This window comes from Streptomyces pilosus, assembly GCF_014649835.1.
GTDB classification, from domain to species: domain Bacteria; phylum Actinomycetota; class Actinomycetes; order Streptomycetales; family Streptomycetaceae; genus Streptomyces; species Streptomyces pilosus.
Map to the genome: position 1 here is coordinate 85,528 of NZ_BMTU01000004.1, position 25,714 is coordinate 111,241.

General features: G+C 74.2%; 25 protein-coding genes and 1 pseudogene. 12 read left to right on the top strand and 14 right to left on the bottom strand.

Annotated features, from left to right (window positions below):
* Positions 1 to 10 precede the first annotated feature (10 nt).
* The 3 genes from IE118_RS11505 to IE118_RS11515 form a co-directional block, all read right to left on the bottom strand.
* Positions 11 to 589 (bottom strand): sugar kinase, encoded by a 579-nt coding sequence (locus tag IE118_RS11505; RefSeq protein WP_189557692.1) that lies wholly within the window; start codon positions 587 to 589, stop codon positions 11 to 13.
* The gene (locus IE118_RS11510; protein ID WP_189557693.1) at positions 586 to 1,734 is read right to left on the bottom strand and encodes an ROK family glucokinase; all 1,149 of its coding nucleotides are present in this window, start codon (positions 1,732 to 1,734) and stop codon (positions 586 to 588) included. Before IE118_RS11510 ends, IE118_RS11505 begins: the two co-directional genes overlap by 4 nt.
* 220 nt (positions 1,735 to 1,954) lie before the next feature.
* Positions 1,955 to 2,704 carry a GntR family transcriptional regulator gene (locus IE118_RS11515; protein ID WP_189558146.1) on the bottom strand — a complete coding sequence of 250 codons (750 nt, stop codon included), beginning with the start codon at positions 2,702 to 2,704 and terminating at the stop codon, positions 1,955 to 1,957.
* 116 nt (positions 2,705 to 2,820) lie between these two features.
* Between IE118_RS11515 and IE118_RS11520 the strand changes: the two genes are divergently transcribed.
* Positions 2,821 to 3,846, top strand: a complete 1,026-nt coding sequence (locus IE118_RS11520) for a Gfo/Idh/MocA family protein (protein WP_189557694.1) — start codon at positions 2,821 to 2,823, stop codon at positions 3,844 to 3,846.
* Positions 3,847 to 3,951: 105 nt separating this feature from the next.
* On the opposite strand, the pseudogene IE118_RS11525 reads toward IE118_RS11520, so the two are convergent.
* Together IE118_RS11525 and IE118_RS11530 are read right to left on the bottom strand one after the other, a co-directional pair.
* A pseudogene (locus IE118_RS11525) lies at positions 3,952 to 4,625 on the bottom strand (response regulator).
* A gap of 68 nt (positions 4,626 to 4,693) precedes the next feature.
* Positions 4,694 to 5,944 (bottom strand): sensor histidine kinase, encoded by a 1,251-nt coding sequence (locus IE118_RS11530; protein ID WP_189557695.1) that lies wholly within the window; start codon positions 5,942 to 5,944, stop codon positions 4,694 to 4,696.
* Positions 5,945 to 6,125: 181 nt separating this feature from the next.
* Here IE118_RS11530 and IE118_RS11535 point away from each other — a divergent pair, with 181 nt between their 5' ends.
* A complete protein-coding gene (locus IE118_RS11535) occupies positions 6,126 to 6,326 on the top strand; it encodes a hypothetical protein (RefSeq protein WP_189557696.1) in 201 nt (66 codons plus the stop codon).
* Positions 6,327 to 6,330: 4 nt separating this feature from the next.
* Here the strand turns inward: IE118_RS11535 and IE118_RS11540 are convergent, their stop codons facing one another.
* Positions 6,331 to 7,218: a universal stress protein gene (locus IE118_RS11540; protein WP_189558147.1), complete on the bottom strand. Its 888-nt coding sequence runs from the start codon at positions 7,216 to 7,218 to the stop codon at positions 6,331 to 6,333.
* A 219-nt stretch (positions 7,219 to 7,437) separates the two neighbouring features.
* On the opposite strand from IE118_RS11540, the gene IE118_RS11545 reads away from it, so the two are divergent.
* Entirely contained in the window at positions 7,438 to 8,199 is a 762-nt protein-coding gene (locus tag IE118_RS11545; protein WP_189557697.1) for an SDR family oxidoreductase, read from the top strand.
* A 58-nt stretch (positions 8,200 to 8,257) separates the two neighbouring features.
* Here the strand turns inward: IE118_RS11545 and alc are convergent, their stop codons facing one another.
* Both alc and allB read right to left on the bottom strand, forming a co-directional pair.
* The gene (alc, locus tag IE118_RS11550) at positions 8,258 to 9,352 is read right to left on the bottom strand and encodes an allantoicase (RefSeq protein ID WP_189557698.1); all 1,095 of its coding nucleotides are present in this window, start codon (positions 9,350 to 9,352) and stop codon (positions 8,258 to 8,260) included.
* A gap of 39 nt (positions 9,353 to 9,391) precedes the next feature.
* Positions 9,392 to 10,732, bottom strand: coding sequence for an allantoinase AllB (gene allB / locus IE118_RS11555; protein ID WP_189557699.1), 1,341 nt, complete (start codon positions 10,730 to 10,732; stop codon positions 9,392 to 9,394).
* A gap of 278 nt (positions 10,733 to 11,010) precedes the next feature.
* On the opposite strand from allB, the gene IE118_RS11560 reads away from it, so the two are divergent.
* On the top strand, positions 11,011 to 11,817 hold the full coding sequence (locus tag IE118_RS11560; RefSeq protein ID WP_189557700.1) for an IclR family transcriptional regulator: 807 nt from the start codon (positions 11,011 to 11,013) through the stop codon (positions 11,815 to 11,817).
* A 57-nt stretch (positions 11,818 to 11,874) separates the two neighbouring features.
* Here IE118_RS11560 and IE118_RS11565 read toward each other — a convergent pair whose 3' ends face one another.
* Positions 11,875 to 12,189, bottom strand: coding sequence for a DUF5955 family protein (locus tag IE118_RS11565; RefSeq protein WP_189557701.1), 315 nt, complete (start codon positions 12,187 to 12,189; stop codon positions 11,875 to 11,877).
* Positions 12,190 to 12,419: 230 nt separating this feature from the next.
* Here IE118_RS11565 and IE118_RS11570 point away from each other — a divergent pair, with 230 nt between their 5' ends.
* Positions 12,420 to 13,019: a nucleotidyltransferase family protein gene (locus tag IE118_RS11570; protein ID WP_189557702.1), complete on the top strand. Its 600-nt coding sequence runs from the start codon at positions 12,420 to 12,422 to the stop codon at positions 13,017 to 13,019.
* 153 nt (positions 13,020 to 13,172) lie between these two features.
* Positions 13,173 to 14,798, top strand: coding sequence for a malate synthase A (gene aceB, locus IE118_RS11575; RefSeq protein WP_189557703.1), 1,626 nt, complete (start codon positions 13,173 to 13,175; stop codon positions 14,796 to 14,798).
* Positions 14,799 to 14,829: 31 nt separating this feature from the next.
* On the opposite strand, the gene IE118_RS11580 is transcribed toward aceB, so the two are convergent.
* The 4 genes from IE118_RS11580 to IE118_RS11595 form a co-directional block, all read right to left on the bottom strand.
* Positions 14,830 to 15,765 carry a HipA family kinase gene (locus IE118_RS11580; protein ID WP_189557704.1) on the bottom strand — a complete coding sequence of 312 codons (936 nt, stop codon included), beginning with the start codon at positions 15,763 to 15,765 and terminating at the stop codon, positions 14,830 to 14,832.
* 73 nt (positions 15,766 to 15,838) lie between these two features.
* Positions 15,839 to 16,090 (bottom strand): hypothetical protein, encoded by a 252-nt coding sequence (locus tag IE118_RS11585; RefSeq protein WP_189558174.1) that lies wholly within the window; start codon positions 16,088 to 16,090, stop codon positions 15,839 to 15,841.
* Between the two features lie 51 nt (positions 16,091 to 16,141).
* Positions 16,142 to 17,095, bottom strand: coding sequence for a TerC family protein (locus IE118_RS11590; RefSeq protein ID WP_189558148.1), 954 nt, complete (start codon positions 17,093 to 17,095; stop codon positions 16,142 to 16,144).
* Between the two features lie 81 nt (positions 17,096 to 17,176).
* Positions 17,177 to 18,736, bottom strand: coding sequence for an IucA/IucC family protein (locus IE118_RS11595; protein ID WP_189558149.1), 1,560 nt, complete (start codon positions 18,734 to 18,736; stop codon positions 17,177 to 17,179).
* Positions 18,737 to 18,844: 108 nt separating this feature from the next.
* Between IE118_RS11595 and IE118_RS11600 the strand changes: the two genes are divergently transcribed.
* The 3 genes from IE118_RS11600 to IE118_RS11610 are packed head-to-tail and all read left to right on the top strand — an operon-like array spanning position 18,845 to position 22,479.
* Complete coding sequence (locus IE118_RS11600) at positions 18,845 to 20,350, top strand: IucA/IucC family protein (protein WP_189557705.1); 1,506 nt, start codon at positions 18,845 to 18,847, stop codon at positions 20,348 to 20,350.
* A 45-nt stretch (positions 20,351 to 20,395) separates the two neighbouring features.
* Positions 20,396 to 21,670, top strand: coding sequence for a VWA domain-containing protein (locus tag IE118_RS11605; RefSeq protein ID WP_189557706.1), 1,275 nt, complete (start codon positions 20,396 to 20,398; stop codon positions 21,668 to 21,670).
* Entirely contained in the window at positions 21,670 to 22,479 is an 810-nt protein-coding gene (locus IE118_RS11610; protein WP_189557707.1) for a hypothetical protein, read from the top strand. The genes IE118_RS11605 and IE118_RS11610 overlap by 1 nt, the downstream gene beginning before the upstream one ends.
* 46 nt (positions 22,480 to 22,525) lie before the next feature.
* On the opposite strand, the gene IE118_RS11615 is transcribed toward IE118_RS11610, so the two are convergent.
* Complete coding sequence (locus IE118_RS11615; protein ID WP_189557708.1) at positions 22,526 to 23,155, bottom strand: winged helix-turn-helix transcriptional regulator; 630 nt, start codon at positions 23,153 to 23,155, stop codon at positions 22,526 to 22,528.
* Positions 23,156 to 23,236: 81 nt separating this feature from the next.
* Here IE118_RS11615 and IE118_RS11620 point away from each other — a divergent pair, with 81 nt between their 5' ends.
* From IE118_RS11620 to IE118_RS11630, 3 genes are all read left to right on the top strand, one after another.
* On the top strand, positions 23,237 to 24,445 hold the full coding sequence (locus tag IE118_RS11620) for a pyridoxal phosphate-dependent aminotransferase (protein ID WP_189557709.1): 1,209 nt from the start codon (positions 23,237 to 23,239) through the stop codon (positions 24,443 to 24,445).
* 47 nt (positions 24,446 to 24,492) lie between these two features.
* Positions 24,493 to 24,819 (top strand): hypothetical protein, encoded by a 327-nt coding sequence (locus IE118_RS11625; protein WP_189557710.1) that lies wholly within the window; start codon positions 24,493 to 24,495, stop codon positions 24,817 to 24,819.
* A 263-nt stretch (positions 24,820 to 25,082) separates the two neighbouring features.
* Positions 25,083 to 25,712 carry a hypothetical protein gene (locus IE118_RS11630; RefSeq protein WP_189557711.1) on the top strand — a complete coding sequence of 210 codons (630 nt, stop codon included), beginning with the start codon at positions 25,083 to 25,085 and terminating at the stop codon, positions 25,710 to 25,712.
* Positions 25,713 to 25,714 lie beyond the last annotated feature (2 nt).

Genomic DNA, 25,714 nt, shown 5'->3' on the forward strand with positions numbered 1-25,714 from the left:
GGGCGCGGGATCAGGGCACGGTGCGCGAGACGACGTACACCCTCGGGTAGCCGGGCTTGTCGTGGTTGACGACGACGTCGTGCGTGGGTGCCGGGTCCTCCTGCGCGTGGACCAGTCCGGACCAGGTGCCGGGACCGTCGAAGGTCCAGCCGGTGACCTCCCGGTCGCGCCGGCCGATGGTGAGGTCGCCCCGCTTCAGCTCGCTCTCCTGCACCCCGATGCCGGTGAGGAAGGCGCTCAGGCCCGCGTCGGTCGTCTCGAACTCGACGTAGAGGCGGCTGGTCTTCCAGTTGTTGGTCTCGTAGTAGGCGACCCACCAGGCCGGGTGCGGCAGGGGCACCTGGTAGATGCGGCGCTGGAGCTTGGACGGCCAGCCCTCGGTGAGGCCGGTCGCGGAGTACTTCGCCTCCTTGTCCTTGCCGCTGGCCCGGCTCTGGTTCGCCGAGATCACCAGATAGCCGGCCGGGACGCCGATGAGCAGCACGATGATCAGCAGGGTGAGTGCCCTGCGGCGGATCCGGTGGCGCCGGTCCTCGGCCGGGCCGGGTTCGCCCCGTACGCCCGGCTGCTGGGAGAGGTCACCGGTCACAGGGACTCCTGGGTGGTGCGGCGGGCCTCCGCGTACCGCTCGTAGCGCTCGTAGCGTTCGACCCGGCGGCGCTTGGCGCGGCGGAAGCGGCGGGCGACCAGACGGGCGAGGTCGGCGGCGCCGACCATGCCGGCCTCGGGGCCGAGCTGGGCGCGGACGATGTGGGCCTCGGGACGGTAGCCGCGGCCGGTGAGGTGGCGCTTGAAGGCGTCCCGCGCGGGCCCGATCAGCAGGTCGTCGGCGGCGGAGACGCCCCCGCCGATGACGAAGCACGACGGGTCGAGGGCGGCGGCGAGGTTGGCGATGCCGACGCCGAGCCACTGGCCGATGTCCTGGAGCAGTTCGATGCACATGGCGTCGCCCTCGCGGGCCAGCTCGGTGATCATCGGGCCGCTGATGTCGGCGATGTTCCCCTTGACGTGCTCGATGATCCCGTAGGCGACGGGCGAGTCGGCGGCGGCCAGCTCGCGTGCCTCGCGGACCAGCGCGTTGCCGGAGCTGTACTGCTCCCAGCAGCCGCGGTTGCCGCAGGGGCAGCGGTGTCCGCCGGGGACGACCTGCATGTGCCCGAACTCGCCGGCCACCCCGTACTTGCCGCGCTTGACCTGGCCGTCCTCCAGGATCGCGCCGCCGATGCCGGTGCCGAGGGTGATCATGACGAGGTGGTCCTCGCCGCGTCCGGCGCCGAAGCGCCACTCGGCCCAGGCGGCGGAGTTGGCGTCGTTGTCGACCAGGACCGGGACGGCGAGCCGGCCGGCGAGGCGGTCGCGCAGCGGCTCGTTGCGCCAGGACAGGTGGGGGGCGAACAGCACGCGGTTGCGGTCGGCGTCGACCCAGCCGGCCGCGCCGATGCCGACGGCGTGCACGTCGTGCCGGTCGGACAGGTCCAGCACCAGTTCGACGATGGTGTCCTCGACGACCTTCGGGCTCTTGGACTTGTCCGGGGTCTCCGTGCGGAGCCGCTCCAGGATGTTGCCGTCGGCGTCGACGACGCCCGCCATCACCTTGGTGCCGCCGATGTCGATGCCCACCGTCGGGACGCGGGGCGCCGTCAGGTGCGAGCGGCGCTCGCGGGTGCCGACGGTTCTCAGGACCGGGGCGCGGCGGGAGCCGATGGGGGCGGTGAAGTCGCGGTAGGTGCTCATCGTGTGCGATTGTGCCGCACCGGTGTGCTGAATGTGGTGCGGGGCAGGTGGGGGGTGGTGCGGATCATCGCCGGGTGCGGGCTCGCCGGCGCCGGTCGCGCGGTTCCCCGCGCCCCTGGGGCGCTGCGGGTTCCCGGCGTCGATCGCCGAGGTCGGTTTTCCTCCGTGAGCTGACGCCGGTCTGATTGTCCGGACATTGCGACGAAGGCGGCCCGCGCGGTCAGGACCGCACGAGGAGCTGGAACTCGAAGGAGTAGCGGTCGGGGCGGTAGGTGTGGGTGCCGAACTCCACGGCGCGGCCGGTGTCGTCGAAGGTGACGCGCTGCATGGTGAGCAGCGGGGCGCCGGTCCGCTCGCCCAGCCGCTCGGCCTCGGCGGCGGTGGCGGCCCGGGCGCCGATGGTCTGGCGGGCGCTGTGCAGGGTGATGCCGGCGGCCCGCATGAGCCGGTACAGGCCGGTGGCCTCGAGTTGTCCGGTGTCCAGGTCGAGCAGCCCCGGCGGCAGGTAGTTGCACAGGTACGCCATCGGCTCCCCGTGGGCGAGCCGCAGCCGTTCGATCCGGTGCACCTCGCTGTCCTCGGCCACGGCGAGCGCGGCGGCGACGTCGGCGGTCGCGGCGACGACGGTGTTGACCAGCACCCGGGTGGCCGGGCGCTGACCGGCCGACTCCAGGTCGTCGTAGAGGCTGCTGAGTTCCAGCGGGCGCTTGACCTGGCTGTGCACCACCTGGGTGCCGACCCCGCGGCGGCGGACGAGCAGGCCCTTGTCGACGAGCGACTGGATGGCCTGGCGGACGGTCGGCCGGGACAGACCGAGCCGCGCGGCGAGCTCGATCTCGTTGCCCAGCAGGGTGCCGGGCGTCAGCACGCCGCGCTCGATCGCGGACTCCAGCTGCTGGGACAGCTGGAAGTACAACGGCACGGGGGAGCCGCGGTCGACGCTCAGCTCCAGTTGTACGGTCGGGTCCACTTCTGGTTTCGGCACGGGCCGAGCGTAGCCGCGTGCGCTGTTGACGGGAAGTCGTGTAGTTCGGTTGTCCGGACATACGGATTGACAGGGGCCGGTGCGGGGCCCACCTTGATTCCATGCGCATCGGGGTCATCGGTACGGGCCGTATCGGCACCATCCACGCCCACACACTCAGCAGGCACCGCGACGTCGGCTCCCTGATCCTCACGGACGTGGATCCGGCCCGGGCCCAGGCCCTCGCCCACCGTCTCGGCGAGACGGCGGCACCCGGGGTGGACGAGATCTACACCTGGGGGGTGGACGCCGTGGTGATCACGGCGGCCACCTCCGCCCACGCCGACCTGATCGGCCGGGCGGCGCGCGCGGGACTGCCGGTGTTCTGCGAGAAGCCCGTCGCCCTGGACCTCGCGGGGACGTTACAGGCGATCACGGAGGTCGAGACCGCCGGGACGGTGCTGCAGATGGGCTTCCAGCGGCGGTTCGACGCCGGTTACACGGGCGCGCGTGAGGCGGTGCGCTCGGGCAGGCTCGGACGGCTGCACACGGTGCGGGCGATGACCAGTGACGCGGAGCCGCCGCCGGCCGGGTACCTGGCGCAGTCCGGCGGTCTGTACCGGGACACCCTGATCCACGACTTCGACATGCTGCGCTGGGTGACCGGCCGGGAGGTCGCCGACGTCTACGCCTGCGGTTCCGACGCCGGGCCCGCGATGTTCCGGGACGCCGGCGACGTCGACACGGGTGCGGCGCTGCTCACCCTGGACGACGGCACGCTCGCCACGGTCACCGCGACCCGGATGCACGGCGCCGGCTACGACGTGCGGATGGAGCTCGCCGGTGAGCGGGACCAGATCGCGGTCGGCCTGGACGACCGTACGCCGATCGCGTCCACGGAACCGACCGGACCGCCGGCCGCGGACAAGCCGTGGACGGGGTTCCTGGAGCGGTTCGGGGCCGCGTACGAGGCGGAGCTGATCGCGTTCGTCGAGGTGGTGCGGGGCGAGCGGGCCAATCCCTGCGACGGGCGTGAGGCCCTCCGGGCGCTGCTGATCGCGGAGGCCTGCGAGAAGTCCCGGCGGGAGCGCAGACCGGTCCGTCCGTCGGAGCTGCTGAGCGGGTCCCAGGAGGCGGCGCTGACCTGACGCGCCGACGCCGGCTCGGGGGGCCCGGACCGGCAGGACCGTCCCCTGGGCGACCGCGCACGGGGTCTCCGTGCCGTCCTCGGCGAGGATCGGGGTGACGGCGGGTCACGGTGTGTCGGTCTCCTCCATGAGACCGGCGTCGTGGGCCAGCAGGGCGATCTGCACCCGGTTGTCGAGGTCGAGCTTGGCCAGGATCCGGGAGACGTGGGCCTTGACGGTGGCGACGCTCAGGTAGAGCTCCGCGGCGATGTCGGCGTTGGCCAGGCCGCGGCCGACGGCGACGGCGACCTCGCGTTCACGGTCGCCGAGGCGAGCGACGCGCTCCCGCGCGTGCCTGCGCCGGGTGTCGCCGCCGGCTCCGGCCGCGTGCGCCATCAGCTGCCGGGTGACCGCGGGCGACAGCACCGGTTCGCCGGCCGCGACCCGGCGGACGGCGGCGACGATCTCGGCTGGCGGGGTGTCCTTGAGGACGAACCCGGCGGCCCCCGCGCGCAGCGCGCGCAGCACCTGCTCGTCCGCGTGGAAGGTGGTGAGCACCACGACCTGCGGGGCGTCCTCGCGGCGGCGCAGCGACTCGGTCGCGGTGAGACCGTCCACGGCCGGCATCCGGATGTCCATCAGGACGACGTCCGGGCGGTGCGGTCCACGAGCGCCCCCACCTCGCCGCCGTCGGCCGCCTCCCCGACGATCTCGATGTCGTCCGCGCCGCCCAGCATGAGGGACAGCCCGGCTCGCACCAGCGGGTCGTCGTCGACGAGGAGCAGTCTGATCGCGGTCATGGGCGGTACGTAATCACGTCGGCGCGGGACGGGGACACCGGGCCGCCCGGCCGGCCAGCGGAGCGGGTTCAGCCCCACGGCAGCCGCGCCCGTACCGCGAACCCTCCGTCGGGGCCGGGCCCGTGGTCCAGGGTGCCGCCCGTGAGGAGGGCCCGTTCGGCGAGGCCGATCAGGCCCTGACCGGCACCGGGGACGTGCGGTACGTCCCCCTCGGGCGCCGGATTGCGCACCGTCACGGTGAGTCCCTCCCCCGGCCCGCCGGTGACCGTCACGGTGACCTCCGTGCCGGGGGCGTGCTTGCGGGCGTTGGTCAATGCCTCCTGGGCGATCCGGTAGGCGGTGCGGCCGACGGAGGCGGGCACGGTGGCCGGGTCGGTGACCCGCTGCTCCAGCGTGACCCTCATGCCGGCCTCCCGGGACTCGGCGGCCAGTGCGGCGAGCGCGGCGAGCGTCGGCTGCGGCCGGCCCGTGTCCTCGGACTCGCCGGCCCGCAGCACGCCGATGATCTCCCGCAGGTCCTGGAGCGCCTCGTGGGCGCTCTCCCGGATCACACCGGCCGCCCGGGCGACCTCCTCGCGCGGTGCGTCGGGCCGGAACTCCAGCGCGCCCGCGTGCACGCTGAGCAGCGTCAGCCGGTGCGCCAGCACGTCGTGCATCTCCCGGGCGATGGCCTCCCGGGCGAGGCGCTGCGCCTGCTCGGCCCGCAGCCGCGCCTCCGTCTCGGCGCGCCGGGCGCGGTCCCTGAGGCTCAGCACGAGCTGCCGCTTGGAGCGGACGAACATGCCCCAGCCGACGATGGCGCCGGTGAGCACCACGAGGAGGACGACCGAGGCGAGGAACGGCAGGTCGGGATCGGGACGCCACCAGAAGTAGAGCGGGACGAGCGCCGTCTGGACCCCGGCCACCCAGGCCACGTAGCGGAAGGGCCGGTGCACGGCGAGCGTGAACAGGGCGATCACGGCCACCCCGCCGGAGGTCTCGGAGACGAAGCTCACGGGGACCATCACGGCGGCCAGCCCGAGCGGCCACCGCCGCCGCAGCCAGACCGCGCCGCAGGACAGCGCGCCGATCAGCTGGTCGGCGGCGACCAGTGCCGGGGAGAGGTGGGGGCTGTTGCTGAGCGTCTCCGCGCCGAGCAGACCCATCAGGACGGCCAGCAGGAAGCAGGCGAAGTCGACGATCCAGTCCCGCGCGGTACGCCGGGGCCGCCGGCCGGAGCGGCTCGCGTCGGGGTCGAGTTCGTGGAGGAGGGCGGACGGGAAGAACCATCGGCGCCCCGCGAACACCGGGGCGGTCTGCGCCGCCTTGTCACCAGTCACGGTCGGCCAATCTACGCACGCCGGCCGGGCGCGCGGTGCCGCGCGGGACGGATCCGCTACCGAAGTCGCGGCGGCGCAGACTTCCGTCGCGGCCGCCGGTGCGCCGCACCGTCCTCCGGCGGACCGGCTCCCACCCCGCGGCCGATGCGGAGGGAGTGGCCGCGGGACGAGGGTCGTCGGCATGAAGCAGACGCTGGAGGTCCTGGGGTTCCTCGCACTGGTGCAGGGCGTGGCCGGCCTGGTGACCGAGTTCACCGACTGGAACTGGGGGCTCGTGCACCGGTGGGGGTTCCTCGACGGTCGCGAGATCTACGCGAGCGTCGCCCTGCTGGTGCTGGCCGGCGCCCTGTTCGCTGCCGCCGGGAGCCGGAGGGCCCGCTGATCCCTCAGTTCCCTTCGCCGGTTCCCCGCACCACGGCGACCGGGCAGTGCGCGTGGTGCAGCAGGGCCTGGCTGACCGAACCGAGCAGCAGTCCGGTGAATCCGCCGCGCCCGCGCGCGCCGACGACGAGGAGCTGCGCGGACCGGCTGGCCCCGATCAGCTCCTCCCGCGCCCCGCCGCGCACCGTCCGGTGTTCGACCGCGACGTCCGGGTAGCGCTCCTGGAAGCCGGCGAGCGCCTCGGACAGCAGGCTCTCCTCCTCGCCCACCAGTGCGCCGGGCTCGCTCGCGTACGGCGCGGACGCCTCCTGCGGGGCGGGCAGCGGAGCGTTCCAGTCGGTCCAGGTGTGCAGCGCCACCAGGGGTGCCTTGCGCAGGGCGGCCTCGGCGAAGGCGAACTCCACCGCCCGCCGGCCGGCGGCCGAGCCGTCGACGCCCAGCACGATCGGGCCGTCGGCCCGTCCCTCCTCGCGCACCACCAGGACCGGGCAGCGGCCGTGCGCCGCCAGGTGGACCGCGGTCGAGCCCACCAGCAGGCCGACGAAGCCGCCCATGCCGCGGGTGCCGACCACCACCAGCCCGGCTCCGCGCGACTGCGCCTCGAGCACGGTGAGGGCGTCACCGGTCACCACGACCGGGTCGACGGTGACCTCGGGCGCCGTCTCGCGGGCGCGGTCGACGGCCTCGTCCATGAGCCGGTCGACCATGTTCCGCAGCCCGCCCTCCGGCGGCCCCATCGGGGACGGCCCCATCGGTACGTGCATGGCCGGCCAGACGCAGGCGTGCACCACCCGCAGTCCCGCCTTGCGCGACGCGGCCTCCCTCGCGGCGACCTCCACCGCGGCGAGACCCGACGCCGAACCGTCCACGCCCACGACCACGAGACCGCTCACCATGACTCCTCGATGTTCTCGTGCTTCCATTCCGTCTCTCACCCTCAGCATGGCCGCCGTGCCGCGGCGTCGTCTTGGGCCCTTCGGCCCTGTGGCCAGGGACGTTCCGGCCGGGTCGGGGGTGCGGCCGGAACGGGGCGGGCCCCTCGGCGCCGGCCGGTCCACGTCGACGTCCGTTCGCCGCCAGCGCGGGGGTGGCGGGCGGGCTGGGATGGACACATGACGCATCGGACGACACAGCACACGGAGAAGAACCTGCTCGGCAGGGTGGCCCTGGTCACCGGCGGCAGCCGCGGGATCGGCGCGGCGACGGCACTGAGGCTCGCGCGGGAGGGCGCGGACGTGGCGGTGACCTACGTGAACGGCAAGGAGGCGGCCGGGGACGTCGTACGGGCCGTGGAGGCGCTGGGGCGCCGCGCGGTGGCCGTACGGGCGGACGCCGGGGATCCGGAGGACGCGGCGGGGGCGGTGACGGTGGCCGCGCGGGAGCTGGGCGGGCTCGACGTCCTGGTGAACAACGCGGGTGTCGGGCTGCTCGGCCCGGTGGAGACCCTGACCCCCGCCGACGTCGACCGGGTGCTCGCGGTGAACGTGCGCGGGGTGTTCCTCACCTCCCGCGCGGCGGTCGCGGTCATGCCGCGCGGGGGGCGGATCATCACCGTCGGCACGTGCATGACCCAGCGGGTGCCCGGCCCCGGCGGGACGCTCTACGCGATGAGCAAGTCGGCGCTGGTGGGGCTGACGAAGGCGCTGGCCCGGGAGTTGGGTGAGCGGGGCATCACGGCGAACATCGTGCACCCGGGGCCCGTCGACACGGACATGAATCCGGCGGACGGGCCGTACGCGCCGGGTCAGGCGGCGATGACCGCGCTGGGCCGCTTCGGGACGGCGCAGGAGGTGGCGGAGACGATCGCCCACCTGGCGGGGGCGTCGTACGTCACCGGTGCGGAGTTCTCCGTGGACGGAGGGCACGCGGCGTGACACGGGTGTCGTCGCACCGGCGTCGCGGGGTGCCCCGACGGGGGTGAGCGGAGGGCGGTCACCTGTGCAGGGTGGCCGCGCCCGCTTCCGTCAGCGTGCCGAAGAGGCGCAGGCGGGAGATGCCGCCGTCGGGGTGGATGTCCAGGCGGGCGTGGGTGGCGGTGGCCGGTTCCGGGAGGACGAAGCGGTGGGCGGTGTCCGGCTGCAGCCGGGTCCGCGGCAGGATCTCCCGCCAGTCACCGTCCGCGCCGTCCCGGACCGACACCGACGCCCAGCCCGCGCTGTTGCCCTTCAGGTACGCCGTGTCGATCTCCAGGGCGCTGATCCGCGCCTGGGCGACCAGCACGTAGCGGATCCAGTCGTGGCCCCGGTCGCGGCGGCGCCGGGTCTCCCAGCCGTCGTCCATCTTCCGGGAGCGGCCGGGCTGGATGGTGTGGACGGCCGGTGAGTAGAAGCGGTCGGAGACGTCCTCGACCCGGCCGCCGTTCTCCAGGGCGACGACGTCGAAGGCGCCGAGCGCCGCCAGCCACGCCGGGTCCGGGACGACCTCGCCGTACACGCGCAGCCGGGCGACGCCCCCGTCGGGGTACTGCTTGAGGCGCAGGTGGGTGAGGCGTTCCTCCGCCGTGACGGCGAAGCCGTTGGCCGCGTGGCCGCCCACGGGGGTGCGCGGCACCAGCGTCGTCCACGTCACCTCGTCCGAGAGCAGCTCCTCGGGGGACGGGGCGCCCGCGACGGAGGTGCCCTCGACGGACACGGCCTGCGGGTGGTTGCCGCGGAAGTGGGCGGTGTCCACGACGACGCCGCGGACGATACCGGGCGCCCCCAGCCGGATCAGCGCCCAGTCGTGGTCCTCGTCCGCCGGCCAGGGGTGCTCGGCGGAGGTGCCGCGCCGGCGCCGGGTCTCCCAGCCGTCCATGACCTTGCCCTTGTGTCCGAAGAGTCCGGGGTCGAACACGGCGCGCCCGGGCAGCAGCAGGTTCTCGCGCTGGGCGAAGAACTCGTCGTTGGCGGCGACGACCCCGGCGCCGAGCCCGCGGTCGGCGAGGTCGACGTGGTGGGTGAAGGGGAAGTCGGCGGTGCGGTAGTCCGCGTACGGGTCACCGCCGCTGTACGGGCGCGCGTCGCCGGTGAATCTCTCGATCGCCGTCACGGTGGTCCGCTCCTGCCTCTCTCGATGTCGGTGTCGTGGTCAGGGGGAACGGGTGAGCAGCCGTCCCCGCGGCGCGGTGAACTCGCCGTCGGCCAGGATGCGCCGGCCGCGCAGCCAGGTGGACCTGACGACGCCGTACAGGGTTCTGCCCGTGTAGGCCGTCACGCGGTTGCGGTGCTGCAGCGCCGCGGGGTCGACGGTGAAGGTCTCGTCGGGGGCGAGGACGGCGAAGTCGGCGTCGCGCCCGGGTGCGACGGCGCCCTTGCGTGCGCCGAGGCCGGCGAGGCCGGCGGTGCGCGCCGACATCCAGCGCACGACGTCCTCCAGGCCGTGGCCGCGCCCGCGGGCCTCGGTCCAGACGGCCGGCAGGCTGAGCTGGAGGCCGGAGATGCCGCCCCAGGCGGTCGCGAAGTCGTCCGTCTTGAGGTCGGCGGTGGACGGGGAGTGGTCGGTGACGACGCAGTCGATGGTGCCGTCCGCCAGGGCCCGCCAGAGCAGCTCCCGGTTGGCGGCCTCGCGGATGGGCGGGCAGCACTTGAACTCGCTGGCGCCGTCCGGGACCTCCTCCGCGGTGAGGGTGAGGTAGTGGGGGCAGGTCTCGACCGTGACGCGTACGCCGTCGGCCCTGGCGGCGGCGATCACCGGCAGTGCGTCGCCGGAGGACAGGTGCAGGACGTGCACCCGTCCGTCCAGGTGCGCCGCCCGGTCGACGAGGTGGGCGACGGCGGTGTCCTCGGCGCGGCGCGGGCGGGAGGCGAGGAAGTCGGCGTACCTGGGTCCGCCGTGCCGCGGGGCGGCGGCGAGCTGGTGCGGGTCCTCGGCGTGCACGATCAGCAGTCCGTCGAAGGCGGCGATCTCCTCGAGTGAGCGGTCCAGTCGCTCCCGGTCGAGGTGCGGGAACTCGTCCACGCCGGAGGGCGACAGGAAGGCCTTGAAGCCGAAGACGCCGGCCTCGTGCAGGGGGCGCAGGTCGTGGACGTTGTCCGGCAGGGCTCCGCCCCAGAAGCCGACGTCGACGTGGACCCGGCCGGCGGCGGCCCGTTGCTTGGCGCGCAGGTGAGCGACGGTGGTGGTGGGCGGGAGGGAGTTGAGCGGCATGTCGATCAGGGTGGTGATGCCGCCGGCCGCCGCCGCGCGGGTGGCGGTCCAGAAGCCCTCCCACTCGCTGCGTCCGGGGTCGTTGACGTGCACGTGGGTGTCGACGAGGCCGGGCAGCAGGACGTCGTCGCCGAGGTCCTCCAGGCGGGCGCCGCCGGGGACGGGCGCGTCGTGCGCGGTGACGGCCGTGATGGTGCCGTGGGCGACCTCGACGGAGGCGGGCCGCGTCCCGTCGGGAGTGACGACGCGCGTCGAGCGCAGCACCAGTTCGGTGTCGGACACCCGGATCCTCCTGGACTTCCGCACGGGCTCGGGCACGGGGCACGGGCACGGGCACGGGCACGAACGATTTCAACGTTCTGTTGAAGGAGTGTTCCCCCCGGGTTCCACCCCGTCAAGGGCACACTGCCCGGCCGGACGGCCCTGCGGACACCGGGCCGGACGTTTCCACAAGGCAGAACGGCGGTCCCGCTGGACGGAACGCGGCCGCGCACCAGCAAGCGGGTTACCGGGCGCCGGGTAGGCTCTGCCCGTCCCGCCAGCCCCGAAAGGAACGCGCCGTGCCGACGTCCAGCGCCAGCACCACCGAGTCCGCCCGGTCCGCCGCCGGCGGCGGCGTGCAGTCCCTCGAGCGCGCCTTCGACCTGCTCGAACGGATGGCGGACGCGGGAGGCGAGGTCGGCCTCAGCGAGCTGTCCGCGAGCAGCGGACTGCCCCTGCCGACGATCCACCGTCTGATGCGCACCCTCGTCGCCTGCGGCTACGTACGCCAGCAGCCCAACCGCCGGTACGCGCTCGGCCCCCGTCTGATCCGGCTGGGCGAGTCCGCCTCCCGGCTGCTGGGCACCTGGGCGCGGCCGTACCTGGCCCGGCTGGTGGAGGAGACCGGGGAGACGGCGAACATGGCGCTGCTCGACGGGGACGAGGTCGTGTACGTGGCGCAGGTGCCGTCCAAGCACTCGATGCGGATGTTCACCGAGGTCGGGCGGCGCGTCCTGCCGCACACCACGGGCGTGGGCAAGGCCCTGCTGTCCGGCTTCCCGCCGGAGGAGGTGCGGGCGCTGCTCGGCCGTACCGGCATGCCGGCCGCCACCGACAGGACCATCACCACGCCGGAGGGCTTCCTCGCGGCCCTGGAGGAAGTGCGCCGCCAGGGCTACGCGATCGACGACAACGAGCAGGAGATCGGCGTCCGCTGCCTCGCGGTGCCGGTGCCGGACTCCCCCACGGCCGCCGCGATCTCCATCTCGGGTCCGGCCGGCCGGGTCACGGAGGCGGCGACGGAGCGGATCGTCCCGGTGCTCCGGCAGGTCGCCGTGGAGCTCTCGCAGGCCCTCGCCACCCCGGGCGCCGCGCCGACCGCCTGACGGCACGCGCGGCGCCCCCGCGCGGGGCGTGCGCCGCACCCCCGTGCGGGGCGTGCGTCACCCGCGTGGCGCCGGGCCGAACAGGTCCACCGCCTCCCGCAGTTCGCGCACGCCCGGCCCCAGGGCGCTGACCGAGCCGATGGCCCCGGCGACCAGCAGCAGGGAGCGGCGCAGCCGGGGGATGTCGGGGTGGTCGCCGGCGGCCAGGTCCGCCAGCGCGGCGAGTTCCTCCTCCGCGACATCCCGGTCCCGGAACTCCGCCGGGTGGGCGGCGAGTTGACGACGTAACCGGGCCACGGCGGAGCGCAGCCCCGCCACCCGTGGATCCACCTGACCGCCGGGCACACGCCTGCGCTCAACGCTCCGCAACACGATCCTCCCCCTCGCCTGCCGTCGCGCCTCCCCGGCGGCCTGCCCCAGCACCCCACCGCCGGTCGGTGCGCGCCAGTAAACGCCACCCCGGGGCCTTTGCGCCAGTCCGCTGCGTCATCGACTTGTTCCGGAGCGTGACAGCCATGGCCCGGGGCGCGACAGCCGCGGCCCGGGGCGCCCGTTCCCCGCGCCGCACCGGCGGCGCGCCCCGGGTGGGGTATGCAGGACCCATGACGGACGACGAGGACGGGATCGTGGGGATCCTGCTGGCGGCCGGGGGCGGACGGCGTCTCGGCGGACGCCCCAAGGCGCTGCTCCCCCACCGCGGGCGGCCACTGGTCGAGCACGCGGTGGGCGTGCTGCGCGCGGGCGGCTGCCCCCGGGTGCACGTGGTGCTCGGCGCCCGGGCGGACGAGGTGCGCGCCCGCGCCGCACTGCCCGGCTGCGTCCTCGTCGGCAATCCGGCGTGGGAGCGGGGCATGGGCGGTTCCCTGCGGGCCGGGCTGGACTCCCTGGCCGGCACGGGCGCGCGGGCCGCGCTGGTGCTCCTGGTCGACCAGCCCGGGATCGGGCCGGAGGCGGTGTCCCGGGTGCTCGGCGCGTACGAGTCGCCCGCGTCCCTCGCCTCCGCCGCCTACGACGGTGTGCGCGGTCACCCCGTCCTGTTCGGTGCCGCGCACTGGCCGGGGGTCGCCGCAGCCGCGACGGGCGACCGGGGTGCGCGCGCCTACCTGGGGGAACACGCGGACCGGGTCGTGCTCGTCGAGTGCGGTGACGTCGCCGAGGCGTACGACATCGACACCGAGGCGGATCTGGCGCACCTCGAGTGAAGCCTCATCGAGTGAGGCACCAGGACATTGAACTTCCACCATGAGGAAACTACTATCCACCGCCCAGGAGGCCCCGGGTCCGTCAGGGCGTCCCGCGCCGCCTCCGGGCCGTCCGGCACCCCGTGCCCCGCACGCCGAAGGAAGTGACAGCCGATGTCCGCTCCAGCGCCGTCCCCGCTGGTCATCGTCGACGCCGAGCCCCTGCCCCGGCAGGAGGAGGTCCTCACCGAGCCGGCGCTCGCCTTCTTGGCCGCACTGCACCGGCGGTTCACGCCCCGGCGTGACGAACTGCTGGCCCGCCGCGCGGAACGCCGCGCCGAGATCGCCCGCACCGGCACGCTCGGCTTCCTCCCGGAGACCGCCGCGATCCGCGCGGACGACTCCTGGCGGGTGGCGCCCGCCCCCGAGGCCCTCGACGACCGCCGTGTCGAGATCACCGGCCCCACCGACCGCAGGATGACCGTCAACGCCCTCAACTCCGGTGCGCGGGTGTGGCTGGCGGACTTCGAGGACGCCTCGTCGCCCACCTGGGAGAACGTGGTCACCGGCCAGCTCAGCCTGATCGACGCCCACACCCGGACCATCGACTTCACCGACCCGGTGTCCGGCAGGTCCTACGCCCTGCGACCCGACGGGGAACTGGCGACGGTCGTCGTGCGCCCGCGCGGCTGGCACCTGGACGAGCGGCACCTCACGGACCCGGACGGCACCCCGGTGCCCGGCGCGCTCGTCGACTTCGGCCTGTACTTCTTCCACAACGCCGAGCGGCTGGCCGAGCGCGGCAGGGGCCCGTACTTCTACCTCCCCAAGACGGAGTCCCACCTGGAGGCCCGGCTGTGGAACGAGGTCTTCGTCGTCGCCCAGGAGTACCTGGGCATCCCCCGCGGCACCGTCCGCGCCACCGTCCTGATCGAGACGATCACGGCCGCCTACGAGATGGAGGAGATCCTCTACGAACTGCGCGAGCACGCCTCGGGGCTGAACGCGGGCCGCTGGGACTACCTCTTCTCCCTCATCAAGAACTTCCGCGACGGCGGGCCGAAGTTCGTCCTCCCGGACCGCAACGCGGTCACCATGACGGCCCCCTTCATGCGCGCCTACACCGAACTCCTCGTACGCACCTGCCACAAGCGCGGGGCGCACGCCATCGGCGGCATGGCGGCCTTCATCCCCTCCCGCCGGGACCCGGAGGTCAACAAGGTCGCCTTCGAGAAGGTCCGCGCCGACAAGGACCGCGAGGCGGACGACGGCTTCGACGGCTCCTGGGTCGCCCACCCCGACCTGGTGCCGATCGCCATGGAGTCCTTCGACCGCGTGCTCGGCGACCGGCCGCACCAGAAGGACCGCCTCCGCGAGGACGTCGACGTCCGCGCCGAGGACCTCATCGCCGTCGACACCCTGGACGCCAGGCCGACGTACGCGGGTCTGGTCAACGCGGTGCAGGTCGGCATCCGCTACATCGAGGCCTGGCTGCGCGGACTGGGCGCGGTCGCCATCTTCCACCTGATGGAGGACGCCGCCACCGCGGAGATCTCCCGCTCCCAGATCTGGCAGTGGATCAACGCGGAGGTGGTCCTGGACAACGGCGAGCGGGTCACCGCCGAGCTGGTCCGCGAGGTCGCCGCCGGGGACCTCGCGGACATCCGCGCGGAGCTCGGCGAGGAGGCGTTCGCGGCGGGCGACTGGCAGCAGGCCCACGACCTGCTGCTGCAGGTCGCCCTGGACGAGGACTACGCCGACTTCCTCACCCTGCCGGCCTACGAGCGGCTCAGGGGCTGAGCCCCGCGGCCGGGCGGGGCGGCCCGCCGGGTCACCCGCCCGGGCGCGGCCGTCCGCCCAGGTGGACCGACCAGTCCTGTTCCGCCGCCGGCTTGCCGTGCAGGTCAGGGACGCGTTTGAGCCAGTCCGGCCGCCCCCGCCGGGTCCGCGCCGCCCGCCGGGCGTTCTCCTCGGCGAGTTCCCGCGCACCGGGGAAGTCGGTGGGCAGCCAGGACGCCGAGGACCGTACGCGCGCGTGCAGGTAGGCCACGTACGCGTCCCTGACCTCGTCGGGCGTGGCGAAGCGCGGGTCGCCGGCCAGCCAGTCGTCGGGCACCTCCGCGGCGACGGACCGCAGCAGCCCCTCGGTCACCTTCGGCGCCAGCTCCGCGTCCGCCGCCCGGACGTCGGGCCCGTACCGGCCGAGGGCGTGGTGCCGGAAGTCGTACGCCTTGGCGGGGTCGGAGCCCTCCCAGCGGTGGTGGAACACGAGCGCGGCACCGTGGTCGATGAGCCAGAGCCGCGGTGGCGCGACACCGAGCGTCGGCCACACCACCAGATTGGAACTGTGGACGGTCCGGTCCACGTTGACCGTCAGCGCGTCCAGCCAGACGATCCGCCCGGCCTCCAGCGGGTCCACGGGGAGGTCCCGGGCGACCTCCGGGGTGAAGTCCCGGGCCCCGGGCAGGTGGTCCATGCCGAGGTTGACCCCGGCGCTGGCGGCGTGCAGGTCCCGCACCTCCTGGTGCGGCTCGGTGTCCGCGACCGCCGGGTCGAAGTGCACCAGGACCAGCTCGGGGAAGCGCAGTCCGAGCGCCCGCGCCAGCTCCCCCACGATGACCTCGGCGACCAGCGCCTTGCGCCCCTGCGCCGACCCGGTGAACTTCACGACGTACGTGCCCAGGTCGTCGGCCTCGAACAGGCCGGGGACGGAACCGCCGGAGTGCAGGGGTTCGAGGTAGCGGACGGCGGTGACCTGCTTCAGCATGCTCCCGGTCCACCCCGTCCTCGTCCGGCGTCGAAAGGGGCATGGTAACCGGGCATGACGGGCGGACGGGCGGTCAGGCGGGGGGACCGGCCTCTTTCCGGCGGGCGTCGGGCGCGGTGTGCGCGGCGCGCGGCGGGTGCGCGGGCACGTACTCGGGGACGTAGTGCTCGCAGTCGGGGTTGTGGCAGGGGCCCGCGGTCCACTGCGGGACGTACATGCCGAAGGTCTTGTGCCGTTCCACGACGGTGTCCACCGGGTGCCGGCACGAGCCGCACACATGCCCGGCGGGCCGGTCCCCGTCGCGGTTCATCCGGTCGCTGCTCATATCAGCACTTTACGCCCGCTTTGCACTCTTCGTACAGGGGGCCGGTGCCGGTCACTCGTGCTCGGCCTTCTCCGGCGGGGGGCGCAGCACGCTGATCGTGACGGACGCGGCCAGCACGACGACGATGACGGCGAGGCTGACCAGCGACGGGATCTCGGGCACGGACGTGCTGATCGTCTTGTGGGCCGCCTGGAGGGTGAGCTTGACGCCGATGAAGGCGAGGATCAGGGCGAGGCCGACGCTGAGGTAGTGGAAGCGGTCCAGCAGGCCGGCGAGCATGAAGTACAGGGCGCGCAGGCCGAGGATGGCGAAGGCGTTGCTGGTGTAGACGATGAAGATGTCACTGCTGACGGCCAGGACGGCGGGCACGCTGTCGACGGCGAAGACGAGGTCGGCCGCCTCGATCGCGGCCACGACGGCCAGCAGCGGTGTCCCGACCCGTTTGCCGGCCTCCTTGACGAAGAAGTGCGGGCCCGCGTACTCGTCCTGGACGGGGATGACCTTGCGCAGCAGCCTGACCGCGAGGCTCTTGCCCGGGTCGAAGCTCTCGTCCTCACCCTTGAGGATCTTGTAGGTGCTCCAGAAGAGGATCGCCGCGAAGACGAACAGCACGGCGGTGAATTGGCTGACCACGGCCACACCGGCGGCCAGGAAGAGACCGCGGAAGACCAGGGCGCCCAGGACACCGAGGAACAGCACGCGGTGCTGGTAGGCCCTCGGCACCTTGAAGTAGCCGAAGATGAGGGCGAAGACGAACAGGTTGTCGACGGACAGGCTCTTCTCCAGCAGCCAGGCGGTGGTGTACTCCACCCCGGCGTCCGTGCCGACCACGAGGAAGACGACGCCTCCGAAGAGGAGAGCCAGCCCGATCCACAGCGCGCTCCAGGCGGCGGCCTCACGGAAGCCGATGACATGCGCCGAGCGGTGCGCCAGGAGATCGACCGCCAGCGACACCAGCACGGTGACACCGAACACCACCCACAGCCAGAACGGCACGTCATGCACAAGCACGCCTCCTCGGGCGCGGTCTGCCGGAAACGTCCTCTCAGAGTCTGGGGCATCCGGCGGGTTGCCGCCTGTTCGCCCTCATCCGGCGGCCAGCGGGCTGGGCAGCGGCCGGTAGCGGGCGTCGGCGCCGTCCGCCCCGGTCCAGCGCAGCAGGAGGTTGGTCTTGGCGGGGAGGGTCGGGGCGGCGAGGAGGGCGGGGATCTCGGGGAGGTCGTGGCGGGCCAGTTCGCGGCGGACGGCGGGCCAGGGGTCGAGGCCGGGGTGGTGGTCGGCCAGGGCGGCGGCGATCTCCATGAGGTGGTTGACGACCAGGCAGTACACCAGCCGCTCCCAGCCGTCCGCCCGGGACACCGTGGGCAGCGGCGCCGCCCCGGCGGCCCCCGGGAGGAGCTTGACGCCCTCGGCGTCCCGGAAGAGGGCCTGGACGGGCATGCCGTCCGGGCCGGTGGCGATCAGGGTGTTCTGGAGGTGGGCCTCCAGGACGACGCCGTGCTCGGCGAAGGCCGTCAGGGCCGGGGGCACCACGTGCTCCAGATATCTCTCCCACCACTGGGCCGGGTGGGGGGTGCGGGCGAGCGGGCTCCCGTCGAAGCCCTCGGCCAGCGCCGCCGCGAGGCAGGGGGTCGCACCCGGCACGACATGACCGCGCAGTCCGTCGCGCACGACGACGGCCAGTTGTTCGAAGGCGAAGTCCGCGGTGCGGTGACCCCGGTCGCTGAGCCAGGCGGGGGCCCCGGGGCCGTCGAAGGCGGCGAAGGCGCGGCGGACGGCCGTGTCGGTCCCGTGCAGTCTCCGCAGGTCGTGACGCCACAGCCGGCGGATGTCGTTGGTGATGCGCACATCGAGGCTGAACTTGAGGAACAGGTCGTCGCCGGGCGCGTACACCGTGCGGATCGCCGCGGTGGGCCACACCGGGGAGGTGGTCGTGCCCAGCTCGATGAGGCGGCCGTCGGCGAAGGCGGGGGCGAGGTCGCGGGCGGCGAGGCCGAGCTGCCAGGGGTGTGCGGGCAGCAGGCGGTAGCCCGGCGGGGCGGTGCCCAGGCGGTCGAGGGCGGCGGTGTCGCCGTCCTCCACCACCGTGTCCTCGCGCACGGCCAGCAGCGCCAGCGGGAAACGGGCGTGCGCCTCGGGCGCGTAGGGCAGCCAGCCGGCCGCGGGGCCGCCGCCCCTCGCCTTCGGGGCGGGGTGGTGGGGGTGGCCGGTGAGCAGGGACTGCTCGGAGCGCACGTAGGGGTCGTCGGGCGGGGCGGTCCGGGCGCGGGCGTCGAGCAGGGCGGCCACCGCGTCCCGGCTGTCGAGCATCTCGGCGGGCAGTTCACGGTTGGCCAGGCCGGTGTGCCGGCGCAGTTCCTCGGCGACGAGGGCGACCAGTCCGGGGTGGCCGAGGCGGTGCCAGGCGCCCGCGGTGAACACCTCGGGCGCCGCGGGGCGGCGGGTGCCCCGCACCCTCAGCAGCCGGCCCGTACCGGGGAGCCGGTACGTGCTGCGGGCGTGCGGGTCCCGGTCCGGTCCCGGCCCGGGCAGCGGCTCGGCCACCTCGCGCAGCAGGCAGTTCAGCAGCGGCACGGCCGCATGGGCGTCGGCCCGTGCGGCCGGGCCCGCGGGGCTCGCCGCGTGGTCGTCCGCGGGCGGGGGCATGAGGTCCACGCGTTCTGGTTCCCTACGGTCTGTACGGCGGAGACGATCAGTATGTCTGCCGCCGTCCCCCCGTTCGTCCCGTCCTGTACGTACCCGAGGAGACCGCCCGTGCACCGACCCCCGACCGCCGAGGCCGAGATCGCCGACGAGCTGGCCTCGGTACGGCCCGGTCTCGCCGCCGGGTACGCGGAAGGGCTCCCCGGTGCCCGCGCGGCCGTGCTGACCCGGCTGTGGCGCGGTCTCGCGCACGAGCCGCTGCCCTGGGTCACCCGGCGGGAACCGGGACGCGAGGGGCTCACGCTGCGCCTGGCGGACGGGCGCCGGCTGCACGGCCCGCGGGCCGACCCGTACACGACCGCCGGCCATGTCACGACCGTACGGCTGGACGGGGCGGCGTACGGCGACCCGGCGCGGCTGATGACGGAGCTGGCCGTACCGCACTCGGCGGTGTTCGCCGCCGAACTCGGGCACAGCGTCGCGTCGTTGGCGCTCTCGCGGGCGGGGCGGCATCGTCACCCGGAGGAGTGGCCGGCCCGGGACTGGGAGTGGGAGCAGCGGGTGACCGACGGACACCCCTTCCACCCCAACTGCCGTTCCCGGCCCGGATTCTCCGTGGCGGAGCAGCTCGCTTACGGGCCCGAGCACCGGCCGGTGGTGGAGCTGGAGCTGATGCCGGTGCCGGCCGGGGAGTGCCTGGTGACCGGGGAGTGGCCGCGGTGGCTGCGGGAGGCGGGACGGCTGCTCGTCCCGGTGCATCCGTGGCAGGCGGCCCACGTGCTGAAGCGGACGGGTGAGGGGCGGCTCGCGGCGCATCCGCTGATGGCGCTGCGCACCCTCGCGCTGCCGGACGGACCGCACGTCAAGACGGCGCTGAGCGCCCGGCTGACGTCCTCGGTGCGGGACATCTCGCTGGGTTCGGTCGCCGCGTCCGCGGTGCTGTCGGACTTCGGGGAGGCGGTGGCGGCGCGGACGGACGGACTGCTGCACATCACCCGCACCCGCGGCGCGGTGGCCGCCGGGTCGCCCGATCTCGCGGCGGTGCTGCGCGAGTCGCCGCGGGCTTACGCGGCGGACGGGGAGCGGGTGGTGCCGGTGGCGGCGCTGGCGACCACCGGACTGCCCCGCTCACCGGCCTGGTTGAGCCGCTTCACCGCGCTCGCCCTGACCGTCGGGCTGCGGCTGCTGGAGCTGGGGGTGGCGCTGGAGGCACACGGCCAGAACCTGCTCGTGGTGCTGTCGGAGGACGGGGACCCGGTGCGGCTGGTCTACCGCGACCTGGCCGATCTGCGGGTGGGCCCGGCGCGGCTGGCCCGGCACGGCGTCCCCCTTCCCGCGCTGCCCGAGCGCATGGTCACGGACGACGAACGCGTGCTGCGGCGCAAGCTGTTCGGCTCGCTGGTGGCGGGCGCGCTGGCGGGGACGGCGGGGTCCGGGCCGGCGCTGCGGGCGGCGCTGGAGAGCGTCGTGCGGGAGCTGCCGCGCACCCCGGACCTGGCCGCGCTGACCGGTGAGCCGCTGCCGGCGAAGGCGCTGACGCTGATGCGCCTGTCGCCGCGCACATCCGGGGACCAGTGGGCGGACCTTCCCAATCCGCTGCGCGACGACGCCTGGTGACACCCCGTTTTGGAACCCGGCACCCCTGATCAATAGGATCCGCCGATGATCAGAAGAAAACGGCCGGTGGCAGGCGCCTGCGCCCTGCTCGCCGCACTGACGGCCGGGCTCGCCTTCCCGGCCGGGGCGGCCGCCGACGAACCCGCGGGCCGGGACGCGCCCAAGGTCAATCTGCTCCTCGACGTGAGTGGCTCGATGCGGGCCAAGGACATCGACGGCCAGTCCCGGATGGCGGCGGCGAAGCAGGCGTTCAACGAGGTGCTGGACGCGACGCCGGAGGAGGTCGAACTGGGCATCCGGACGCTCGGCGCCGACTACGCCGGCGACGACCGCAAGGAGGGCTGCAAGGACACCGCGCAGCTCTACCCGGTCGGCCCCCTGGACCGCACCGAGGCCAAGACCGCGGTGGCCACCCTGGCGCCGACCGGCTGGACGCCCATCGGCCCGGCGCTGCTGAAGGCGGCCGACGACCTCGGAGGCGGCGACGGCTCCAAGCGCATCGTTCTGATCAGCGACGGCGAGGACACCTGCGCCCCGCTCGACCCGTGCGAGGTGGCCCGGGAGATCGCGGCCAAGGGCATCGGCCTGACCATCGACACCCTGGGCCTGGTGCCCAATGCCAAGCTCAGCCGGCAGCTCAGCTGCATCGCGGAGGCGACCGGCGGCACCTACGCCTCGGTCGAGCACCAGGACGAACTCACCGACCGGGTCAACGAACTGGTGGACCGGGCGGCCGAACCCGTGGTCACTCCGGTGGCCGTGCAGGGTGCCGACGCGTGCGCTAAGGCGCCCACGGTGGAGTCCGGCCTCTACACCGACCGCGAGGAGTTCGGTCAGCAGCGCTGGTACCGGGTGGAGCTGCTCGCCGGGCAGGAGCTGCGGGCCTCGGTGAGCGTGGCGGCGGACCGCGCGGTGCGGCCGGACCACGGCGTGCTGCTGCGGGCCGTCACGGTGCACGGCCGGGAGATCGTGCGGGGCGAGGCCGCGGGCAACGGCCGTACGGACGTCCTGTCCACCGGTCTGCGGTACCCGAAGCCCGAGCGGGACGACGACGACGGCGACAAGCCGGCCGCCGAGGTGGTGTGCCTGGCGGTGACCCACTCCTTCTCGGCGGACGCCGGGGTGAAGACCACCCCCGGTCTGCCGCTGGAACTGACCGTCGACGTCGTGGACGGCCCGGACGGCGCGAGCGACGTGGCGTCCTTCGGTCTCGGCCGGGGCTGGTGGCTGCTCGGCGCGCTGGTCGTGACCGGTTTCGTCGCCGGTCTGCTCTGGGGCTGGCTGTCCCGCTGGCGGTTCGCTGTCTGGAGGACCCACTGATGCGCGCGATACGTGTACTGGGCACGGCCCTGCTGACGCTCGGACTGGCCGCGGCCCCCGCTGCGGCCGACTCCTCGCCCTCGCCGGAGGCGTCCGGGGAGGCTGAGGGCCCCACCCGCGCGGGCACCTCGTTCCGTACCGCGACGGAGGTCGAGCAGGGGCTGACCGCCACCGCGCGCGCCTCCACGGGCGACTACCTGTACTGGTCCTTCCCCGCGGACGCCGGACAGCGCCCCACGGTGCGGGCGACGGTGAAGCTGCCGGAGAGCCACGCGGCCGAGACCTGGCAGGTCGACGTGTACGACGGTCTGCGCCGCCGCCAGGCCTGCCAGTACGGGGCGCAGACCCGCACAGCGGCCCCCGGCGCGCCCTCGGTGGAGCTGGAGTGCGTGCTGCGCACGGTCCGCGCCTGGTCGGAGCCGTGGGCCGACGACCCGCTGCCGGGCACGTACTACGTGCGGCTCACCGCGCTCAGGCTGTCGACGTCCGACCTGGGGCAGCCGGTCTCCGCCGAACTGCGGGTGGAGTCCCAGGACATGGGCGGCGCGGCGGCGGTGGACGGCACGCTGTCCGAACCGCTGGTGCCGGGCATCGCGATCCGTGCGGAGCAGGACCTGGCGGAGGACGACGACTCGCCCACCGCGGTCCTGGCCGGCCTGGAACCGGAGGACGGCTGGACGTCCGGCTGGTGGTCCGACCGCTGGATCTGGACCGCCGCGGGCGGCGCGCTGGCCGCGCTCGCCGGTGTCGCCGGCTACCGCCTGACGAGGGGTTCCGGGCGTCCGCCCGGAGTGCCGCCGACGGCGTGACACCCTCCCGGAAGGCCCGCCCCGTGCGGGCCTTCCGCCGTTCCCCTCACCCCTCCCGCAGCTCCTTGGCCAGCGGGGACCCACCCGTCACCTCGACCCGTCCGGCGCGGACGGCGTCGGTCAGGCTCAGCTCGCCGCGACCGACCGCCGTACAGGTGGCGGTGTCCAGGGACAGCCGCGCGTCGGGCTCCCCCGGGGCGGGGCCGTCCCCGTAGACGGGTCCGGCACCGGCACCGGCGTGCAGGTGGAACACCCCTTCGTCGAGCCGGACTTCGACGAGTCCCGTCGTGTCACCCAGGGCCCGCAGCAGGGGCAGCGCGAACCAGTGGGCGCGCACCGCGTCCGTGGGACGCCGATCCCCGAGTTCGGCCTCGCCCCAGGCGCCGAGGGCCTGGAGGACGGGGAGCAACGCGCCGCCGCGGGCGGTGAGTTCGTAGACGTAGGCCGCGCCGGGCGGGGGGAGGCGGCGGCGGGTGGCGAGACCGTCGCGTTCCATGTCCTTCAGCCGCGAGGCCAGCATGTCCGTGCTGACGCCCGGCAGGTCCGCGTGCAGGTCGGTGTAGCGCCGCGGGCCGGCGAGGAGTTCGCGGACGATCAGCAGGGTCCAGCGGTCGCCGACGGTGTCGAGCGCACGCGCGGCGGAACAGTACTGGTCGTAGCTTCGGCGTGGTGACATGCGACGCAGTCTAGACATGTTGTTGGACTTTCCAAGCTCCCACTTGGTAAAACCAAGCAACACCAGAATCCGGAGGGGCGCATGGAGTTCCGGCAGTCGAGCAAGCTCAGCGAGGTCTGTTACGAGATCCGCGGTCCGGTGATCGAGCACGCCGACGCGCTGGAGGAGGCGGGGCACAGTGTGCTGCGCCTGAACACCGGCAACCCGGCCCTGTTCGGCTTCGAGGCACCGGAGGAGATCCTCCAGGACATGATCCGGATGCTGCCCCGGGCGCACGGCTACACCGACTCCCGCGGTGTGCTCTCCGCCCGCCGCGCGGTCGCCCAGCGCTACCAGACGCTGGGCCTCGAGGTCGACGTGGACGACGTCTTCCTCGGCAACGGCGTCTCCGAGCTGGTCTCGATGGCCGTGCAGGCACTGCTGGAGGACGGCGACGAGATCCTCGTTCCCGCCCCGGACTTCCCCCTCTGGACGGCGGCGACCACCCTCGCCGGCGGCAAGGCGGTCCACTACCTGTGCGACGAACGGGCCGACTGGTACCCGGACCTGGACGACATGGCCGCGAAGATCACGGCCCGCACCAAGGCCGTGGTCATCATCAACCCCAACAACCCGACGGGCGCCGTCTACCCGAAGGAGGTCGTCGAGGGCATCCTCGACCTCGCCCGCCGCCACGGCCTGATGGTGCTGGCCGACGAGATCTACGACCAGATCCTCTACGACGACGCCGTGCACCACTCGGCCGCCGCGCTCGCCCCCGACCTGGTGGTCCTCACCTTCTGCGGCCTGTCCAAGACCTACCGCGTGGCGGGCTTCCGCTCCGGCTGGCTGGTGGTCACCGGCCCCAAGCAGCACGCCAGGGACTACCTGGAGGGCCTGACCATGCTGGCCTCCATGCGGCTGTGCGCCAACGCGCCCGCCCAGTACGCCATCCAGGCCGCCCTCGGCGGACGGCAGTCGATCCGTGAACTGACCGCGCCGGGCGGCAGGCTGCGCGAACAGCGGGACGTCGCCTGGGAGAAGCTGAACGAGATCCCCGGCGTGAGCTGTGTGAAACCCAGGGGCGCGCTGTACGCGTTCGCGCGCCTGGATCCGAAGGTGCACCGGATCCACGACGACGAGAGGTTCGTCCTCGACCTGCTGCTCCGGGAGAAGATCCAGGTGGTCCAGGGCACCGGCTTCAACTGGCCGTCCCCCGACCACTTCCGCATCCTCACCCTCCCCCACGCGGACGTCCTGGAGACGGCGATCGGCCGCATCGGCCGCTTCCTGAGCGGCTACCGGCAGTGAGGCGCCCGGGGGGAACCGACGGGACGGTGATCGCGTCGGATCAGGGCATGAGGGAACACAGAGCGGGCTGCTTCGGGCTGCTCCTGGCAGCCGCGGGCGCCGTCATGGCGGTGCTCGCCTGGGCACCGAAGGCACGGGTCAGCGTCCACGGCGGCTTCGAGGGCATGCACCGGGATCTGAGCGTCCTCTACGTCGACCTGCCCCTCATCGCCGCCGGCGGCGCGCTCGTCCCGCTCGCCGCCTGGCTGCTCGCCCTGCGTGCGCTGCGCCGCCCCTGGCTCGCGGCCCTGATCGCGGCGGGCGCCTTCGCACTCGGCGTCTGGGGCCTGCTCAGCTGGTGGATGCCCTATCGGCGACCCGAGTTCATGGGCTAGGGACACCGCCGGCGCCGGTACGCGGGGTCACGCGCCCCCGCGGTCCGGCTCCGTCCGGGTCGCGCCGCGCGGGGAACCGTGTGGCATCATCCGGGCCCAGGCCCTCACACCCCGTGAGTCGCCGGCGTTGGCCGAGAAGGCGCTGGGAGGAACCCGATGACCGACCGTCCGTCAGGGCACCGTCCCGCCTTCGCCCCCCATCAGGGGGCCGCCTCCCTCCCCCACCGGGGGGCCGCCTTCCTCCCCCACGCCCCCGGACGCCGATGAGCCGGCCGCCCACCGCCGCGCAGCGCCGTCTCGTCGAGGCCGCCGATCCCGTGACCGGGCGGCTCAAGGGGACGCCGGCGCAGCTCGCCGCGCTGGTGCGGCACGGGCTGGCGTTCCGTCACCCGAGGCCGCCGCACGACCACTTCCTGACCCCGGCCGGGCACCGGATCCGGGAGGCGGAACCGGAGGCCGGGCCGTCGGGTCCGCCCGCCACGGCCGGTGGGTTCGCGGCCCGGGCGGGCGGCGAGGAGACGGCGCCCGCGGACGGTCCCGCCCGGCTCCGGGAGGTGCGCGGCGCCTGGCAGGGCATGCTGGAGCTGCGCCGGATGACCAACCCCGACGGGGCGACGGACCGGCCCTGCGGCTGGGAGCGCTCGCATCTGGTGCGGGCCGCCGCGCTCGCCCTGGAGGCCGCCGGGCACCGCCCGGCCGGCGCGGACCCCGGGGACGGCGGTTACCGCGTGCGGGAGACCCCGCAGCCGGAGGCGGTCGCCGTGTACGAGCCGGACGGCGAGGCGCTGCGGGCCTGCGCGGCCACCCTGGAGCGGGCGGGCTGGCAGGCCGGGGAGTACACGGAGCCGAGGACGCGGGCACGCTATCTGCTGGCCTCGCCGCGGCGCGTGTGAGG